16 protein-coding genes are annotated in these 16,271 nt (G+C 40.0%); 1 reads left to right on the top strand and 15 read right to left on the bottom strand.

Features of this window, described 5'->3' with window-relative positions:
• Position 1: 1 nt before the first annotated feature.
• From ACWPKD_RS10695 to ACWPKD_RS10655, 9 genes are read right to left on the bottom strand one after another with little or no spacing between them, the layout of a single operon-like run.
• Positions 2-1,417 carry a hypothetical protein gene (locus tag ACWPKD_RS10695; RefSeq protein ID WP_455412669.1) on the bottom strand — a complete coding sequence of 472 codons (1,416 nt, stop codon included), beginning with the start codon at positions 1,415-1,417 and terminating at the stop codon, positions 2-4.
• Complete coding sequence (locus tag ACWPKD_RS10690) at positions 1,417-1,911, bottom strand: KdsC family phosphatase (RefSeq protein WP_455412668.1); 495 nt, start codon at positions 1,909-1,911, stop codon at positions 1,417-1,419. Before ACWPKD_RS10690 ends, ACWPKD_RS10695 begins: the two co-directional genes overlap by 1 nt.
• Positions 1,912-2,469 carry a serine O-acetyltransferase gene (locus tag ACWPKD_RS10685; RefSeq protein WP_455412667.1) on the bottom strand — a complete coding sequence of 186 codons (558 nt, stop codon included), beginning with the start codon at positions 2,467-2,469 and terminating at the stop codon, positions 1,912-1,914.
• Position 2,470: 1 nt separating this feature from the next.
• Positions 2,471-3,502, bottom strand: a complete 1,032-nt coding sequence (locus tag ACWPKD_RS10680) for an N-acetylneuraminate synthase family protein (RefSeq protein ID WP_455412666.1) — start codon at positions 3,500-3,502, stop codon at positions 2,471-2,473.
• Positions 3,499-4,251: a cytidylyltransferase domain-containing protein gene (locus ACWPKD_RS10675; protein ID WP_455412665.1), complete on the bottom strand. Its 753-nt coding sequence runs from the start codon at positions 4,249-4,251 to the stop codon at positions 3,499-3,501. The genes ACWPKD_RS10680 and ACWPKD_RS10675 overlap by 4 nt, the downstream gene beginning before the upstream one ends.
• Positions 4,252-4,887 carry an acyltransferase gene (locus tag ACWPKD_RS10670; RefSeq protein WP_455412664.1) on the bottom strand — a complete coding sequence of 212 codons (636 nt, stop codon included), beginning with the start codon at positions 4,885-4,887 and terminating at the stop codon, positions 4,252-4,254.
• Positions 4,888-4,891: 4 nt separating this feature from the next.
• Complete coding sequence (locus tag ACWPKD_RS10665; RefSeq protein ID WP_455412663.1) at positions 4,892-5,431, bottom strand: acyltransferase; 540 nt, start codon at positions 5,429-5,431, stop codon at positions 4,892-4,894.
• 1 nt (position 5,432) lies between these two features.
• Positions 5,433-6,716 (bottom strand): ABC transporter ATP-binding protein, encoded by a 1,284-nt coding sequence (locus ACWPKD_RS10660; protein ID WP_455412662.1) that lies wholly within the window; start codon positions 6,714-6,716, stop codon positions 5,433-5,435.
• Positions 6,717-6,758: 42 nt separating this feature from the next.
• On the bottom strand, positions 6,759-7,628 hold the full coding sequence (locus ACWPKD_RS10655; protein ID WP_455412661.1) for an ABC transporter permease: 870 nt from the start codon (positions 7,626-7,628) through the stop codon (positions 6,759-6,761).
• 236 nt (positions 7,629-7,864) lie between these two features.
• On the opposite strand from ACWPKD_RS10655, the gene ACWPKD_RS10650 reads away from it, so the two are divergent.
• Complete coding sequence (locus ACWPKD_RS10650) at positions 7,865-8,599, top strand: tyrosine-protein phosphatase (protein WP_455412660.1); 735 nt, start codon at positions 7,865-7,867, stop codon at positions 8,597-8,599.
• A gap of 12 nt (positions 8,600-8,611) precedes the next feature.
• Here ACWPKD_RS10650 and ACWPKD_RS10645 read toward each other — a convergent pair whose 3' ends face one another.
• The 6 genes from ACWPKD_RS10645 to ACWPKD_RS10620 form a co-directional block, all read right to left on the bottom strand.
• Positions 8,612-11,005 (bottom strand): GumC family protein, encoded by a 2,394-nt coding sequence (locus ACWPKD_RS10645; protein WP_455412659.1) that lies wholly within the window; start codon positions 11,003-11,005, stop codon positions 8,612-8,614.
• A gap of 4 nt (positions 11,006-11,009) precedes the next feature.
• The gene (locus ACWPKD_RS10640) at positions 11,010-11,840 is read right to left on the bottom strand and encodes a polysaccharide biosynthesis/export family protein (protein ID WP_455412658.1); all 831 of its coding nucleotides are present in this window, start codon (positions 11,838-11,840) and stop codon (positions 11,010-11,012) included.
• A gap of 60 nt (positions 11,841-11,900) precedes the next feature.
• On the bottom strand, positions 11,901-13,865 hold the full coding sequence (locus ACWPKD_RS10635) for a polysaccharide biosynthesis protein (RefSeq protein ID WP_455412657.1): 1,965 nt from the start codon (positions 13,863-13,865) through the stop codon (positions 11,901-11,903).
• A 19-nt stretch (positions 13,866-13,884) separates the two neighbouring features.
• Positions 13,885-15,024: a DegT/DnrJ/EryC1/StrS family aminotransferase gene (locus ACWPKD_RS10630; protein ID WP_455412656.1), complete on the bottom strand. Its 1,140-nt coding sequence runs from the start codon at positions 15,022-15,024 to the stop codon at positions 13,885-13,887.
• Between the two features lie 80 nt (positions 15,025-15,104).
• Complete coding sequence (locus ACWPKD_RS10625) at positions 15,105-15,662, bottom strand: sugar transferase (RefSeq protein WP_455412655.1); 558 nt, start codon at positions 15,660-15,662, stop codon at positions 15,105-15,107.
• Positions 15,663-15,666: 4 nt separating this feature from the next.
• A complete protein-coding gene (locus ACWPKD_RS10620; protein ID WP_455412966.1) occupies positions 15,667-16,269 on the bottom strand; it encodes an acetyltransferase in 603 nt (200 codons plus the stop codon).
• Positions 16,270-16,271 lie beyond the last annotated feature (2 nt).

Genomic DNA, 16,271 nt, shown 5'->3' with positions numbered 1-16,271 from the left:
ATCAAAGTTGGTTTAAAACATTTTCAAACGCATCTGAAAACTGGTTGTCAATCGGTAAATATATCGCTTTTTGATTTTGTATGATTTCCTTAAAAGTATCTTCGCCCAATTTATCCAGAATAATTGTGAATTTATTCATCATTGAAGCTTCTATGGCCGATCCTGAAAAATGAGTAAGATGTACAAGACAGTTATTTAACAAAATAGGTAATGGTAAGTTGTAAGCTTCTTCCAAATTTACAACATCCGAAACACCATTATCCCTTAAATAATCTGAAAGCTCTTGTTTTTGATTGTATTGTCTGGGATGCAATCGGATGTACCACATCCATTTTTGCGTACGCATTACATTCAGTAATTCTTCTGGGAATAACACTTCGAAAGCTAATGGCTGCAGCGTATACAAAATCATGTTTTGAGGCAAATCTGCTGACTGTTTCTCTCCCTTCAGATAATCCAACCAAGGATTTCCTCCGAGAAAAGCCGAATGCTTCCGGGTTTTAGTACACCAGGAGTTCATGTTGTTTAAACTATCCTGATCCCAACACCAAAATTCATCGGGCAAAAACACATAGCCTTCTTCAGGCAAATTATGCCAATGGGTGTACGACAAATGGGTATTGGACATTGGCCCATGCTGAACTTCGATTACTTTTACTCCTTTCTTTTTTGCGGCTAACAGTAAAGAATGCATAAGCGGTGTATAATAACAAATGATGTAAATCTCAGTTGGCTTTGTCTTCTCGAGGATTTTATCAAAAAAAGATTCGTTTTCAAATATTCCTTTGAAATACCCCGACAGAAAAGAGATTTCGTATTTCTTGGCAAAGGGCTCGGTAAGTGGGGAAGTTTTCAGGAATTGCAGGAACTCCTCATAACCGTTTAATTCAAATGACACTTCCTTTTTTTTGTACAGGCCCAACTTCCCAAGTAAGGCTTTCCAGGATTTGAACCCGCTGTTATATTTTAAAAGAGGATGAAAGATAGCTTCATTCTCAACAGTCAGATCCGATTTATTTTCCTGATGGTAATCAAAAATATAGGATGATTTTTCCAGCTGGTTCAAGCGGATAAGACTGTCAAAAAAGCGGTTAAAAAATTTGCCTTTGTAATTGACACGAATGTGATTTGGCGAAAAAAAAAGTTGTTTTTTAGCCTGTAACGCGGTGATAAACCAAAGCCAGCCAAAAGCTTGTTTCAGATGATGTACCAAACCTACTATCGCCTGTGGTTCCGTTGAGGGCTGCGTTTCTTTTTTAAATTTCAGCTTGTCATTTTCAGTGGTGTACACCAGCCAAAAAAACAAATGATAGCGCAACACCGGCCAAATAGCCACGGAATTGATCCGCCAGCTGTTAACCGGAAAATCCTGTTCAATTTTGAGAATAAAATCTTTTATATCTAAACGATTGTTCATTAAAGATTTCGAATTATTTCATCCATTTTATCATCCCCTAAAACAGTTTCCACAAACTCTCTGAAAGCGCCTTCGCCTCCGTTTTTCTTAGTAATGAAATCAACTTTGTTCTTTATGTATAATGGAGCGTTATTAGGCGCCGCACTTATTCCGACATGCGACAACAATTCGATATCGCCGATATCATCTCCGATATAAGCGACATCATCCAGCGTGATTCCCAACTCAGCACACAATGTTTTAGCAGTAGACAGTTTATCGGAAACACCCTGAAACAACAGGTCGATTTTCAGTTTGTCTGCTCTGCGCTTCACTATTTCTGTATCTTCCCCCGTAATTATCCCTACCGGAATACTTAGTTTTTTACAGAAAAGCACCCCTGCACTGTCAGAAGTATTAAATTTTTTCCATTCGTTTCCGGTCTGATCGTAATACATGCCTCCGTCAGTCCAAACGCCGTCAATGTCTGTCAGTATTAATTTGGGTAGCTTCATTTAAATAATTTTTGAATTTTCCGGATGACTTTTATCTGTAAAAACATTTGCGCCAACTATAGAATTATCACCAATGAAAACATCTCCGACAATAATAGCACCCGGGTATACTGTTACATTATTGCCAATCGAAGCCCTGCCTCCGTTTTTTTCTCCTAAGGTGACATTCTGATGCAACAAAACATTATTGCCCACCTTGGTTCTTGAACCAATAACTGTACCTGCGCCATGATTGATTTTTAAGGATTGGCCGATATCTGCTGAATAATACATTTCGATAGCAGTTAAAGAAAAGCCCAGCGAGGAATATTCCAAAGCATTTTTTTCGTCTCCTTTCAGAAACAGGCTTCGGGAAATACGGTAACATAAAGTGGCCAAAAGTCCCGGAAAATATTTAACCTTACTAAAATCCAGATCTCCCGTATAATACCTCGCGTAATCTGATTTAAAAACAGCTATGACTGTCTCCCATTCCGGCTCCGTAAGGCAATCAACGTTTGGGCTGAATATTGATTTCTCAGAAAGCTTTTGTATTTCTGCTTTTAAACTATCAACCATTTTACAGGATATTTTGATAAATCACTTCGTTTCCGGCAATGTCTTTTTGCAACACTTTTCCGATTACCTTATCTTTCTCGGCCCATTTAAAACCATCACCCGGTGAAAGCATATGAATGTCGTTTTCAGTAATAACCTCTCCCGCTTTCATGTCTCTTTTAGTGGCGATCGATCGTTCTAATTTAATTTTTGCCGATTCCGTTTCAGGTACAATGAAAATCGCTTCTTCTCCCATGGACTGATCCAAAATACGGATATCCCTAACCATGCGGTGAACGCCGTCAGGACCTAACGATCCTGCCTGGTCGGTTCCTTTCATCCTGCGGTCGATCGTAATGTGTTTTTCAATGATTTTAGCACCCATAGCTACCGCAGCCACCGGGGTTGAAATTCCTATAGTATGGTCTGAATAACCAATTACAAACTGCTTATAGTTTTCCAATAAAAATTTAATGGTATTCAGATTGACGTTTTTGGGTTCTGTAGGGTATTGTGAAACACAATGCAGTATCGCCAAATCGGAATGGTATTTTGTTATTACTGCTATTGCATCATCCAACTCTTTTTTTCCGGCCATCCCGGTGGAAACAATAATTGGTATTTTGGTTTCGGCCAATGCCTCTAAAAGCGGTAAGTTGGTCAAATCCCTACTAGCAACTTTCAGTTTATCCGGGGTGAAGAGTTTCAACATGGACAAACAACCTGTGGCGCAAAGGGTTTCCACAAAATCAAGCCCTTTCTCTTTTGCATGTTTATACACTTCAAAGTGCTCCTCATCGGACAACTCCAGATACTGTCTGTGCTCTCCATACGTTCTTCCAAAAGAGTGTGGTGAATTATAGATCATGTCCATCTGAGACTTTGAAAGTTCCTGATTCAAATCTCTCTTGGTCAGTTTAACCGCATCCATCCCTTTCAAAACAGTACCGAAAACCTCATCCTTAATCTCTCTTGATGCCAAGTCAATGGTCACTTTGGCCAATTCTACGGATCCGTTATGGTTTTGTCCTATTTCCCCAATTATATATGTCATTTAGAATACTTTTTAATGTTAGCAATCATTTTATCCCTCACACTGCTATTCTGATCTACAAATAAAACAGTTTTTCGAAGATCTTGATTGTTATTTTTATAAAATTGATACACCGGTTTCAAATTTTCAAAATCGTCCTCGTCATCTATGGTGAATCGTAAATCCGTTCTGTCTTTCAGATAATCCGGCAATTCTTTAAGCCTTACCTCAAAACCATCGTGTGCATAAACAAAATTGGTAACATGCTCCAGATACAAAGGATCATCGGTTCTTTGCAAAACAGCCTGCAGCGCTTCATTTGTTACAATTTCGGCAAAAAAACCGTAATGTGTTTTTATCACCGGTGTTCCCGCTGTATTTTTAAAACTCCAATAGTCCGCATTTGGGTTTTCAGCATAAAAGTCAAGCAACTCTTTCAAAAACGAAACGTCCAGAAAAGGGTTGTCAGCACATATTCTGATAACGGTTGAAACCCCGTAAAAATCGGCTGCTTCCGTAAACCTGCTTAAAACATTGTTTTCACTTCCTCTGAAACAGTCGATTCCGTTTTTTTTACAAAAATCAACTATCAAATCGTCTGCACTGCTTGTTGAGGTACACAAGACTAAAGAAATATCCGGAAAAGCACTCTTGATATTCTCAGTCACTAAATCCAGAATTGAACTGTTCCCGTAAAAAGGCAGCAAAACTTTACCGGGCAATCGTGTCGACCCAACTCTGGCTTGTATAAAAAAAGCTGTTTTACCCATTTATTCCCAACTACAATTTTCTTTAATCACTCTTGCAGGTACTCCCGCTACTATACTGTTGGCCGGCACATCTCTTGTAACTACGGCTCCAGCTGCTATTACCGCGCCATCGCCAATGGTAACACCTTTCAGAATAACGGCGCGAAGACCAATCCAAACATGGTTTCCGATTACAATGGGAGCAGCTACCTTATCGCTTTGGCCATTCAAAACATGGTTATCTGAATCTCTTATGATGACCCCTTTGGAAATAGCTACCTGATGCCCGATTGTAATGGATTTGAAACAATTTATTTCCACATCATTATTCGCATAACCGCTTCCTAAAACAAGTTGTGCGTTTTTATTGACCACTATAAAAGCACCGGTATGGATGTCGAATTTCCCCTGAACTTTTAAAACAGCATTGTCATCCATTTTAAAGGTTGTGGCCTGAAAACCGGTATTTTTCCAAACGGATCCTAATTGCAGGAAAGCGCCCGGTTCCAATACAATGTTTGCTGTTTTACTTTTAAAAAAACTAACCTTTTTGTAAATATAGATTCGGATGGCAGGGTAACTTAAATTTACGGAAAGCGTCTTTATCCTTCGTATACCACTTCCCCTGAAAAACATTTTGATGGCGGATTTCAACATGAGCTTACGATTTTCTTCCTATTAATTTAGCCGGAATACCTCCGTAAACAGCGTTTGCCTCGACATCTTTTGTGACCACCGAATTGGCTCCGATGACCGCATTACTTCCTATAACAACCCCTTCTCGGATAAAAACATTGGCGCCAATCCAGACACCATCGCCTATAATTACATCTCCAACAACTTTTTGTTTTGCAGCCAAAGTGTTCATGTCCTGATCGGTTGCATTCGAGGAAGTATAAATCCTTACATTATGAGATATGGAACAGTTATTCCCTATAACCACTTTCTGATTGGGAGCGGCCTGAACCGTGGAATAATTTCCGATATACGAATTCGCTCCGCAGCTAATCTGGCCTTCACCGTAAAAAACAATATCCAATCCGTTAAACCTGAAGCTTTCCGCAATCTTATATTTTTCCCTGTACGCAAGGTATTTTGCATGAGAATGACTGTTTTTGAAAGCATCGTACAGTCTTCTCTTTAAATCGCCATCGGCCTTAAGCAAGAGCCTGGCAAGCATATTTGCCAAAAATCTTTTCATCTTATTCGACTTTTGTCATTTCCCATTTTGTCGGTAAAAAAAGGCTTCCCTGTCTTGAACTTCGTATGGAACTCAAATCTTCAATTTTATATTTTAAAATATCAAACTGATGATCATTTGCGTTAGAATACTGATTGGCCAACCCTAAAGTAACATAATACACATCCGGTTTTAAAAGCGGATTTTGAACTTGAACTCTGGCTTTGTAACGACCCGTTTCGGCAACAAAATATTCCTGATAAAAATCACTTCTGTCAATAAACAACACCACCTCGCCGACAGAATTCTTAATAATCAAGGTTAAGTGACACTTAGGCAATTCATCTTTAAAAAGATAATCAATTTCGAAAAAGTAAGATTGATTGGTGGGCACAACCCCATCTGAAAAAACACTTCCGGTTTCATCCACAAGTTTTGCTTCCAGGAACTGAAAACGCTTAGTGTCCTTCTCTTCGAATATAATCTTCGGTATCATTTCCTCATCACTGGAAGAGGACAAATAATAGGGAACAATTTCAGCTGTAGGTCCCGTCTTAAAAATCCTTCCTTTGTCTAAAAGTATGGAATTTTTACAAAGGTTATTAATCGTGGTCATGTTATGACTTACGAACAATACGGTCCTTCCTTCACCCTTAGCGATATCCTGCATTTTCCCAACGGCTTTCTTCTGAAACTCCGCATCTCCGACGGCCAATACTTCATCAACCACTAAAATTTCCGGCTCCAGAAAAGCGGCTACGGCAAACGCCAAACGCACGGTCATACCACTGCTGTAACGTTTTGTAGGCGTATCAATATAGCGCTCACAACCTGAAAAAGCGATGATTTCGTCCATTTTGGAAGCGATCTCCTTTTTCGTCATTCCTAAAATAGCACCGTTCAGGTATACATTTTCCCTGCCGGTTAATTCCGGATTAAACCCTGTCCCCACTTCAAGTAAAGAAGCAATACGACCTCTGGATTTAATGGTTCCGGTTGTAGGAGCGGTAACTTTCGACAATATTTTAAGAAGTGTCGATTTACCGGCACCGTTTTTTCCGATAATTCCTAAAACTTCACCACGATGCACTTCAAAATTAATATCCTGCAATGCCCAAACGTAATCGCTGCTGCCTTTTGAACTTCTATCGTTGGTTTCCCCTACTTTCAGATACGGGTCTTCTTTACCCCATAAGGCATGCCACCAACGGTTTAAGTCATGGCTTAACGTACCTGTCCCAACAGTTCCTAAACGGTACTGCTTGGATATATTTTCAACTTTTAATATGATGTCTTTATTACTCACTAATCAATATAGTTTACATTACAAACCCTATCTCGCAGGATTTTACACGGTATCGATAAAATTCTTTTCCGTTCTGTTAAAAATCACAAGCCCGAATAAGAAGGCCCCTAAGGTTACGGCTACGGTATAACACAATCCTCCAATTGAAACCGTGCCCTGATTCAACAATAAATAACGGGAAGTTTCCACTACATAAGCCAAAGGATTGTATTCAATCAACCATCCGAATTGCGGCATTTTTTGCTTTATCAGCTCCATAGGGTACATCACTGCCGATACATACATCAACAACTGAACACCAAAAGTTACCAAAAAACTTAAATCCCTGTATTTGGTTACTAACGACGAAATAATCATGCCCAGGCCTAAGCCTAAAATCCCCATTATGGCTACCAAAAAAGGAAAAAACAACACCTTTGCCGATAATTCCATTGGCATTCCTCTGAAAACAAAAAAGATATAAAAGCCGATAAAAACAAAAAACTGAATGGCAAACTTCAGCAGATTGGACACCACTATGGAAAGTGGTACAATCAGTCTCGGGAAATACACTTTTCCGAAAACCGAAGCATTCTTTTTGAACGTATCTGAGGTATCATTCAAACAAGAGGTAAAATAATTCCACACCATTACACCGCCTAAATTGAACAAAAAAGGTGGAACGGTTCCTGTGGCAATACCGGCCACATTGTTAAAAATAATCGTAAAAATTATAGAGGTGAACAAAGGCTGTATCAAATACCATAACGGCCCCAAAACAGTCTGCTTATAAACCGTAACCACATCACGTTTTACAAAAAGCATCAGTAAATCCCGATAACGCCAAACCTCCTTTAGATTCAGGGAAAAAAATTTGTTTTTCGGCCCTATTTCATAAAGCCATTCTTCTTCACCAAAGCTTTTCTTTTCCATTATTAGCAATCCATATCTTATAAACTTTCAAAATTAAACTATTTTAAGGACTGAACAAATTTAAGGGTTGCAAAATAACCTTCTTATTCCGCTCCGATGCCCTTTAATCATAATCCGGCAACAAACTTGTTACAAAACTAATTTCTTAGTAAAAAATGTAACTTTTTTTTATCGCAAAACATCTTGAAACCTCAGACCGGAACCCGAAAAAAACAAAAAATTTCTACCTTTGCAGCATGTTTTCCATTTTTAAATCCAAACCGTTATTAAAAGAATTGATTCCCAATGATTATGTGGATATCCATTCCCATATTCTTTTTGGGATAGACGATGGGGCAAAAACAATAGAAGATTCCAACTATCTGATGCAATCGATGCTGAATCTCGGTTTTTCAAAAATTATTACCACACCGCATACCATTGAACATGTCTGGGACAACACCCGTGAATCCATTCTTCAAAAATACGAAGACGTCAAACGACTTTCCCCGGAACTGACCGCTAAACTTGAGTTGAGAACCGCTTCGGAATACATGATCAATGAGAATTTCACAAGACTGTATCAGTCGGGTTCGCTGTTAACATTAAAAGACAACTACGTGTTGGTGGAGATTTCCTATCTGAATCCGCCATTACAGCTTTTAGATACGTTATTTCAATTGCAGTTGGCCGGATACACGCCTGTATTGGCACATCCCGAGCGATATGCCTATTACCACAAGAATTTTTCGGAATACAAAAAACTTAAAAAAGCGGGCTGCCTGTTTCAACTCAACCTTTTATCCACTATGGGGTATTACGGGCCTGAAGTAGCGGAAATAGCAAAAAAACTGCTCAAAAAAGGCATGATCGATTTTACCGGATCAGACATTCACCACAAAAACCATATCGAAGCTTTTTCGAAGAAAATCAAAATTAAAGATCCGCTTCCGTTAATCGAAGCGATGAAAAACAATAGTACATTCAAATAAAAAGAGGTCCATTTAGACCTCTTTTTTAAATAATTTATCTTTCAGAAGCTGTAACCAGCTTTTCTTTTCAACCTCAACACCGTAACCGTAACCATAGCCGTAAGCACCGTAGCCATAACCATAACCGCGTTGGATGTTGGTATCGTTCAGAAGAATCGACATGTTCGGCATTTTCTTTTCTTTATATAGCTGATAAGGTACTCGAAGCAATTGCTTATCCAGATAATTAGCACGTATCACATAAATAAAAGAATGTGCATGATGGGAAATCAGCATGGTATCGGTCACCAGATGCACCGGAGACGTATCCACGATAATGTAATCGAATTCCTTTTTAAACTTTTCAAACAGCCTTCCCACTTTCTGACTCATCAGCAATTCGGCAGGATTTGGCGGAATCACTCCGGAAGGCAACACATAAAACTCATTATAGTTCGGAATTTTGTGAATGAGCGAATCTAAATCCACATCTTTACCGGACAGATAATTGGTGACTCCTTCTTTTGGCAAATGAAGATAATCTTCCAGTTTCGGATTACGGATATCCATACCGATCAACAATACTTTTTTACCTGAAAGCGCTATCGTACAGGCTAAATTAACTGCAACGAACGTTTTACCTTCTTTCGGTAAAGTGGAAGTAACGAATATCGTTTTTGCCTCGTTGTCCGGCACCTGATTCAGCATGAATTCGAGATTCGTACGGATGATACGGATCGCTTCCGCCGAATTGGAACGACTATTAGCTTCAATGACTTCTTCATGCGATTGCGAAGTCGGGATATCCCCCAAAAACGGAATGGACAGCTTACTTTCCACGTCATGACGCCCTTTCACCTTATTGTCCATCATTCGCAACAAATACAAAATACTGAAAGGCAGAATCAGGGCTATGGCAAACGCCATCAAATAAATCGATCCTTTTTGCGGCGCAATCGGTGCTTTAGAAGAAATGGCCGGATCGATCACTTTGGCATTGGGAGCCGTAACTGCTAAAGAAATAGCTGTCTCTTCTCTCTTCTGCAATAAATATAAATAAAGGGATTCTTTGATTTGCTGCTGACGGCCCAACACTTTGGATTCGCGTTCTATCGTTGGAATCTTTGAAATCTTACCGTTAAAAATAGCGTTTTGATAGGCCAGGTCCTGCTTTTTGATCTGAAGCGACGATTTCAGGCGGGCCAAACTGGATTGAATGTTTAGTTTTAAAGCTTCAATTTTTTTATCAATCGTTTGGATAACCACGTTTTTAGGCGCCGCATTTTTCAACAAGCGGTTGCGTTCCAAAACCAACTGATTGTGCTGATCGATAAGACCGGACGCGTTAGCATCGGAAGTTAAAACATTGGTGGGGATCAGTTCGGCTTTATCGTTTTCCTTTACGTAATCCATCATCGTAGCCACCACTTTCAGCTGGGTTTCCGTTTCGATTTCTTTTCTTTCAAATTCGCTGGCATTGGCCAAAAACAAACTTGCCTCGGAAGCGATATCGGTAACATGATGCGATCGTTTGAAATTTTCAGTGTTTTTTTCCACATCTTCGAGTTCCCCGGCGATGATTCGCAACCTTTCGTTGATGAATCTTGAGGTGTTTTCGAAAACGAGGTTTTTATCATTCACCACATCTTCGTTGTACACTTTGATAAGCCCGTTTAGGAAATCTTCGGCTTTCTCCCGAACCGGATCTACGATGGATAGTTCCACCACACTGGTTCGTTCGCCTATTTTGGCAATGTTCAGTCGGCTCTTAAAAGTTCCGGCTACAGCTCCCACAGGGCGTACCATGATCATTACCTTAAAAGGATTCTCCTTAAAGTTTTTCTTGGCCGGCGTCCCTAAAACAACCGCATCGCCTTCTTTTAAATGAATGGTTTCCCCGTAATGGTACTTCCCTTTTACGTTTTCCTCTCTGTCCAACAGTAAAAAAGTTAAAGAAGTCTCACTGACAATTTTATAGACAATTGTGCTTTCTTCGTATTGCTCATGAAGGCGGGAGAAAATAAAATTCACAGGGGTTTTTCGGTATAATTCTTCAGATTTAACCCTACCCTCGTTGATATAAGACACATTAAGTCCCAATTCCTTTACCGTAGATTTGATCATCGTAAGGGATTTGATCACTTCAATTTCGTTATCAAGATTACTTTTTACACTCGCAAGAACGCCCAAGTCGGAAAAAGCGGATTGCTCGGATTCCACGCCGCCCCGTTTTTCGTCTTTAAGCATAAGCGTCGTCGCCGCTTTATACTGCGGAATGGAATAACGGAGATAGATGTAGGCCGTAGACAACACCAAAAAAACACTCAGGAAAAACCATTTCCAGTTACGGATGTAATAATGGATTTGCTCCTGTAGGTTTAAACCGTTATCGAACGGGTTGTCTTTTTCTGTAAAATCCTCCTGCATCGGCTTATTTTGTTATCAATAATAAAACAATTCCAATCGCCATAGACACTACTGACAAGCCTACCGCAATATTAGGTCCAACCGTAGAAGCATTCATTTTAACCTTGTTAGGTTCTACGTAAACCACATCGTTTTGGGAAAGGTAATAATACGGGGAATTGATAAAATCCGGATTGGTAATATCTACTTTCCCGATTGTTTTCACACCTTCTTTTTCACGGATCACCATGATATTTTTCCTTTTCCCGTAAACCGTCAAATCTCCGGAAAGACTTAAAGCTTCCAACAATGTCATTCTCTCACCGGCAACCGAATGTACACCCGGACGCGTCACTTCCCCTAAAACGGATACTTTAAAATTCACCAGTCGGATATAAACGGTTGGGTTTACGATGTAATCGGTTAAAGCGGTCTTTATTTTCTCAACGGCTTCCAGACGTGTAAGTCCGGCCAGTTTAATTTTGCCCAACTGTGGAAAATCGATCTCTCCGTTTTTATCTACCAGATACGCCTCCAGATGGTTTTGACCAGTGGTTGCTGATCCGGTTGCACCATCAACAGAAACTGCTTTTAGATTATAGGGTGCTGCCACTTCCGGATTTTCAGCCGAAACGGTGATGTGCAATAAATCGTCTTTCTGTATGAAAGGCTCATAAGCCGTAGCTTTCGATTCTTTCTCTTTTGAATTAGTATCTTTTGAGTTACTGTCTTTTGATTCTTTCCCTTTGTTTTCCCCTTCATACAGATACGCCATATCTTTCCTTGATGCACAAGAAAAGAGCGTACTGAAAAGAACGGCTAAAAAGAAAAAATGGGCTGGTTTTACCAACTTCATATGCTGCAATTTTTTACAAATATATGGGTTTACGCCATTTTGAAACAAAAATCGATTTCACTACTTGTCCAACGACTCGTAAGTGGAATTCATACTACGGAACTCCGGAACGATTTCTTTCATTTTCAAAACAATTTCTTCGGCTAAAAACCCTCTTGCTATGGCTATTAATTCGTCTACTTTCTTTTCGAGTTCCTCATAATTATCGGAAACATCTTCGGCAACCATGATTTTCTCGTGGTGTGTCGGAAGTGTTTTGGCGGTATCATTAAGCAACTCTTCGTATAATTTTTCACCGGGACGAAGCCCTACAATCTGTATTTTGATATCTTTTTCCGGTCGAAGCCCCGCCAGACGGATCATCTTGGTCGCCAAATCAATTATTTTAACCGGTTTGCCCATATCAAAAATATAAATCTCTCCGCCTTTACCCATGGCACCCGCTTCCAAAACCAATTGACAGGCCTCGGGAATAGTCATAAAGTAACGGATAATTTCCGGATGCGTAATCGTTACCGGCCCGCCTTTTGCAATTTGCTCGGTAAACAACGGAACAACCGATCCGTTAGAACCCAAAACATTCCCAAATCGGGTGGTTATGAATTTCGTTGTCAGGACACCTGTACGGCTTAAATAAAGATATAAGGACTGAACGTATTTCTCCGCAATTCGCTTACTGGCCCCCATTACGTTACTCGGATTAACCGCTTTATCAGTGGAAACCATCACGAAACGTTCAATGTTGTAAGCCACGGACAAATCGGCAAGATTTTTAGTTCCTAAAACATTGGTAAAAATGGCCTGGGAAGGATTTACCTCCATCAATGGTACGTGTTTGTAGGCCGCTGCGTGATACACCAAATGCGGCTTATGCGTTTTGAAGACCGATTCCATCACTTTAAAATCACGGACATCGGCGATAATGGAACGAACCGATGTTTTGGATTTCAACTTCTCGATTTCGAGGGTTAAATGATGTAACGGGGTTTCGGCCTGGTCAATCAGGATAATCTTTGCAGGGGCAAACGAATGCACCTGCCATACAATTTCACTTCCGATGGAACCTGCAGCTCCGGTAATCAGTACGGTTTTGCCTTTGATTTTACTTGAAATCGCCTGATCGTCCAGCTCAATTGGCTGTCGTTCCAACAAATCCAAAATCTGGAAATTCTGAATATTTTTTGAGATATCGTCACGGTCTTCCCAATCCGTAATCTTAGGAATGGAAAACACTTTAAAATTGTTTTCAAGACAGTCGTCCACTATGGCCAGCTTTTCCTGCTTAGTTAATGTTTTGTCCGCTACAATAAGTGCTTCTGCACCGTTGGAACGCAACAATACCGGAATTCTTCTTCTTTCGTTTAAAATCGGTAAATCCAGTATTCTTTTGGTGGTATTCTTATTTTCCTTATCAATGAAACCTACCACTTTAAACCTTGCCGGGCTCTCCAATCGTAAAGCGTTGGCAACTGAAATCGCATTGGCATCGGCACCGTAAATTAACGAACGTACCAGTTTACTGTTAAGACTTTCATCCAGATAATGTTCAAACAACTGTTTCACAACGATTCTGTACAATAAAAGAAAACAAAACGACAATAAAACCGTTATGAAAAGACGGGTGTTAAGAAACAGTTTTTCCCCTCGGATCACTTCGAAAAAAGTATTCAGCAACAACAGAAAAAGAAAGGTTGAGGATTGCGCCATAAAAAGCTTCACCGCATCAATAAACGTGGAAAGCCTTATAATCCCGGAATATGTCCTGAAAGTCCAGAAGAAAAAAAGTGTTACAACGAAATAAAGCACACTCAGTGCATAAACATTTTCATTCAGAAAAAAGTCCAGACCAATACCTTTCAACAGTATATGTCCTAAAAATGCCGCCAATACCACCATTACGATATCGATGGACAAAATAATCCAGCGTGGTAAATAGCTTAAATTTTTTATGTCAAATCTAAAACTGCTTCCCCATAGCGCCTGCTTGACAGCACTTCTAAATTGTATCTTGGAAAAAGTAATCACTTTAAAATAATTTGGTCTTTTAGTTCTTAAAAAACGTTTTCAATGCACCAGCAATTCTTTCCCGGTCCTGGTCGGTCAAATTTGAACCTGACGGAAGACAAAGCCCTTTCTTAAACAAGGTTTCTGAAATCTCACCGCCATAATACGGATATTGGCTGAAAATCGGTTGGAGATGCATCGGCTTCCACAAAGGCCTGCACTCAATATTTTCCTTTTCCAATGCCAGTCGCAAATCTTCCGCAGATTTGCCAATCACGTCTTCCTGCATAACAATGGCAGACAACCAGTGATTTGAAAAATAATCCGATGAAGGCTCCTTAAGAACAGTTACTCCCTCAATATCGGAAAAAAAATCGACATAAAAAACATGCATCGCTCTTCTTAAAGCCACATGCGCATCCAAAACTTCCATCTGCCCTCTGCCAATCCCGGCGCAGATATTGCTCATCCTGTAATTGTACCCTATTTCACTGTGCTGGTAATGAGGGGCGTTGTCCCGGGACTGCGTGGCAAAAAAAACAGCTCTCTCTTTGTTTTGCTGTGAATGGGCCACAAGTGCCCCACCTCCTGAAGTGGTAATAATCTTATTTCCGTTGAACGATAAAACGCCCAACGCTCCAAAAGTCCCGCATTTCTGTCCTTTATAAGAACTTCCTAAGGCCTCTGCACTATCTTCCAATACCGGAATATCATACTTATTAGCTATCTCAAGAATCTCATCTACTTTGAACGGCATACCATACAAATGCACTCCAATAATGGCTTTTGGTTTTTTTCCTTTATTTATCCTGTCAAGTATTGCTTCTTCCAATGCTTTTGGGCACATGTTCCAGGTATCTGCTTCACTGTCAATAAAAACCGGAATAGCTCCCTGGTAAAGAATAGGATTAGCAGAAGCTGAAAAAGTCATGCTTTGACAAATCACCTCATCGTCTTTTCCCACGCCAAGCAGTATCAGTCCCAGATGTATCGCTGCTGTCCCTGAACTTAGAGCGGCAACAAAAACATTATGGTCAAGATATTGCTCTAAATCCGATTCAAAACCACTCACATTCGGTCCAAGTGGTGCAATCCAATTTGCGGCAAAAGCTTCATTTATATAAAACTGTTCTCTTCCCCCCATGTGAGGAGAAGAAAGCCATATCTTCTGATTACTCATTTTTAAGTAGTTATATTTATTCTTTGGGGTTTAACTGCAAATTTAAGTATTTTTTTGTAAGCATTTGCAGATAACAACTGCTAGAATTTCCGCAATACTGTTTTCAAAACAATTTTAAGATCAGTAAAAAATGACCTGTTGTAATAATACTCGAGATTCATTTTTACTTTATCGGGAAAAATCACCGTATCGTTATACTGCAACGGATCATGTTTTGAGTTGAGAATATTTTCTTCGTTAAAATACTTAAGCGAGGCTTCACTGGTAAGGCCGGGTTTTAATTCGAGTACTTTTCTGTCTTCTCCTTGCAACACATCGTAATAACCCTGAATGTCCGGACGCGGTCCCACCACACTCATATCGCCTATCAAAACATTTAAAAACTGTGGCAATTCATCAATTTTTGAATTTCTGAGAAAAGCCCCGGCTTTTGATATGGAACCTGTTCCGTTCTCAAAACACATGGTCCGCAACTTAATGATGGTAAAAAGTTTCCCGTATTGCCCCACCCGTTGCTGTAAAAAGAAACCATTTGCCCTTGTATCGATTGTCGCTACTACCCAGCCTAAAAGGATAAGCCAACCCAAAAGCAGTAAAGCGGTCAATGAAAAAAAGATATCAAAAAGGCGTTTTGCCATGTGTTTACGGTTTCAAATTCTTAATTACCTTTCCGGGATTCCCTACCACAACCGCATAATCCGGCACATCTTTAAGAACAACCGTCCCGGCACCGATTACGGCCCATTTTCCAATGGTTACTCCCTGAATAACGGAAGCTCCAATCCCTACCTGACTGCCTTCTCCTACATTTACATTCCCGGCCAAAGCCGCATTGGGTGAAATATGAACAAAATCTTCCAGTTTACAATCGTGTTCCACTATCGCACCGGAATTAATAATACAGTGTTTCCCTATTTCCGAAAAGGCATTAACCACTGCATTAGGCATCACCACCGATCCTTCGCCAAGTGAAGCACTTTCTGAGACAATTGCTGAAGGGTGCACTGCAGTAGTGAATGTCACTTCCAACTGTTGTGCGATTTTTTTCCGTACCGAATTATCGCCTATGGAAATAATCAGGGTATCATTTTTCTTTAAACCGGCAGCGGATGGATGCATAACCGGCAGCCCGTAAATCGAATCCGTCTTGGGATAATCGTCCAAAACGGCCTCAATAACGCCTTTAAGTTCTTTTATGATATCAACAATAACCTTGCTGTGGCCGCTGGCCCCGTATAAATACATCA

Source organism: Flavobacterium pedocola (genome assembly GCF_053764385.1).
The sequence above is the reverse complement of the archived record's forward strand: the minus strand, read 5'-3'. Positions and strand labels throughout refer to the sequence as shown.

Bases quoted from the DNA above. Each gene is read 5' to 3' on its own strand.
- ACWPKD_RS10650 (WP_455412660.1), top strand. From the start codon at position 7,865: ATGTTTTCCATTTTTAAATCCAAACCGTTATTAAAAGAATTGATTCCC.
- ACWPKD_RS10655 (WP_455412661.1), bottom strand. From the start codon at position 7,628: ATGGAAAAGAAAAGCTTTGGTGAAGAAGAATGGCTTTATGAAATAGGG.
- ACWPKD_RS10620 (WP_455412966.1), bottom strand. From the start codon at position 16,269: ATGTATTTATACGGGGCCAGCGGCCACAGCAAGGTTATTGTTGATATC.
- ACWPKD_RS10625 (WP_455412655.1), bottom strand. From the start codon at position 15,662: ATGGCAAAACGCCTTTTTGATATCTTTTTTTCATTGACCGCTTTACTG.
- ACWPKD_RS10670 (WP_455412664.1), bottom strand. From the start codon at position 4,887: ATGTTGAAATCCGCCATCAAAATGTTTTTCAGGGGAAGTGGTATACGA.
- ACWPKD_RS10630 (WP_455412656.1), bottom strand. From the start codon at position 15,024: ATGAGTAATCAGAAGATATGGCTTTCTTCTCCTCACATGGGGGGAAGA.
- ACWPKD_RS10665 (WP_455412663.1), bottom strand. From the start codon at position 5,431: ATGAAAAGATTTTTGGCAAATATGCTTGCCAGGCTCTTGCTTAAGGCC.
- ACWPKD_RS10640 (WP_455412658.1), bottom strand. From the start codon at position 11,840: ATGAAGTTGGTAAAACCAGCCCATTTTTTCTTTTTAGCCGTTCTTTTC.
- ACWPKD_RS10645 (WP_455412659.1), bottom strand. From the start codon at position 11,005: ATGCAGGAGGATTTTACAGAAAAAGACAACCCGTTCGATAACGGTTTA.
- ACWPKD_RS10685 (WP_455412667.1), bottom strand. From the start codon at position 2,469: ATGGTTGATAGTTTAAAAGCAGAAATACAAAAGCTTTCTGAGAAATCA.
- ACWPKD_RS10680 (WP_455412666.1), bottom strand. From the start codon at position 3,502: ATGACATATATAATTGGGGAAATAGGACAAAACCATAACGGATCCGTA.
- ACWPKD_RS10690 (WP_455412668.1), bottom strand. From the start codon at position 1,911: ATGAAGCTACCCAAATTAATACTGACAGACATTGACGGCGTTTGGACT.
- ACWPKD_RS10695 (WP_455412669.1), bottom strand. From the start codon at position 1,417: ATGAACAATCGTTTAGATATAAAAGATTTTATTCTCAAAATTGAACAG.
- ACWPKD_RS10675 (WP_455412665.1), bottom strand. From the start codon at position 4,251: ATGGGTAAAACAGCTTTTTTTATACAAGCCAGAGTTGGGTCGACACGA.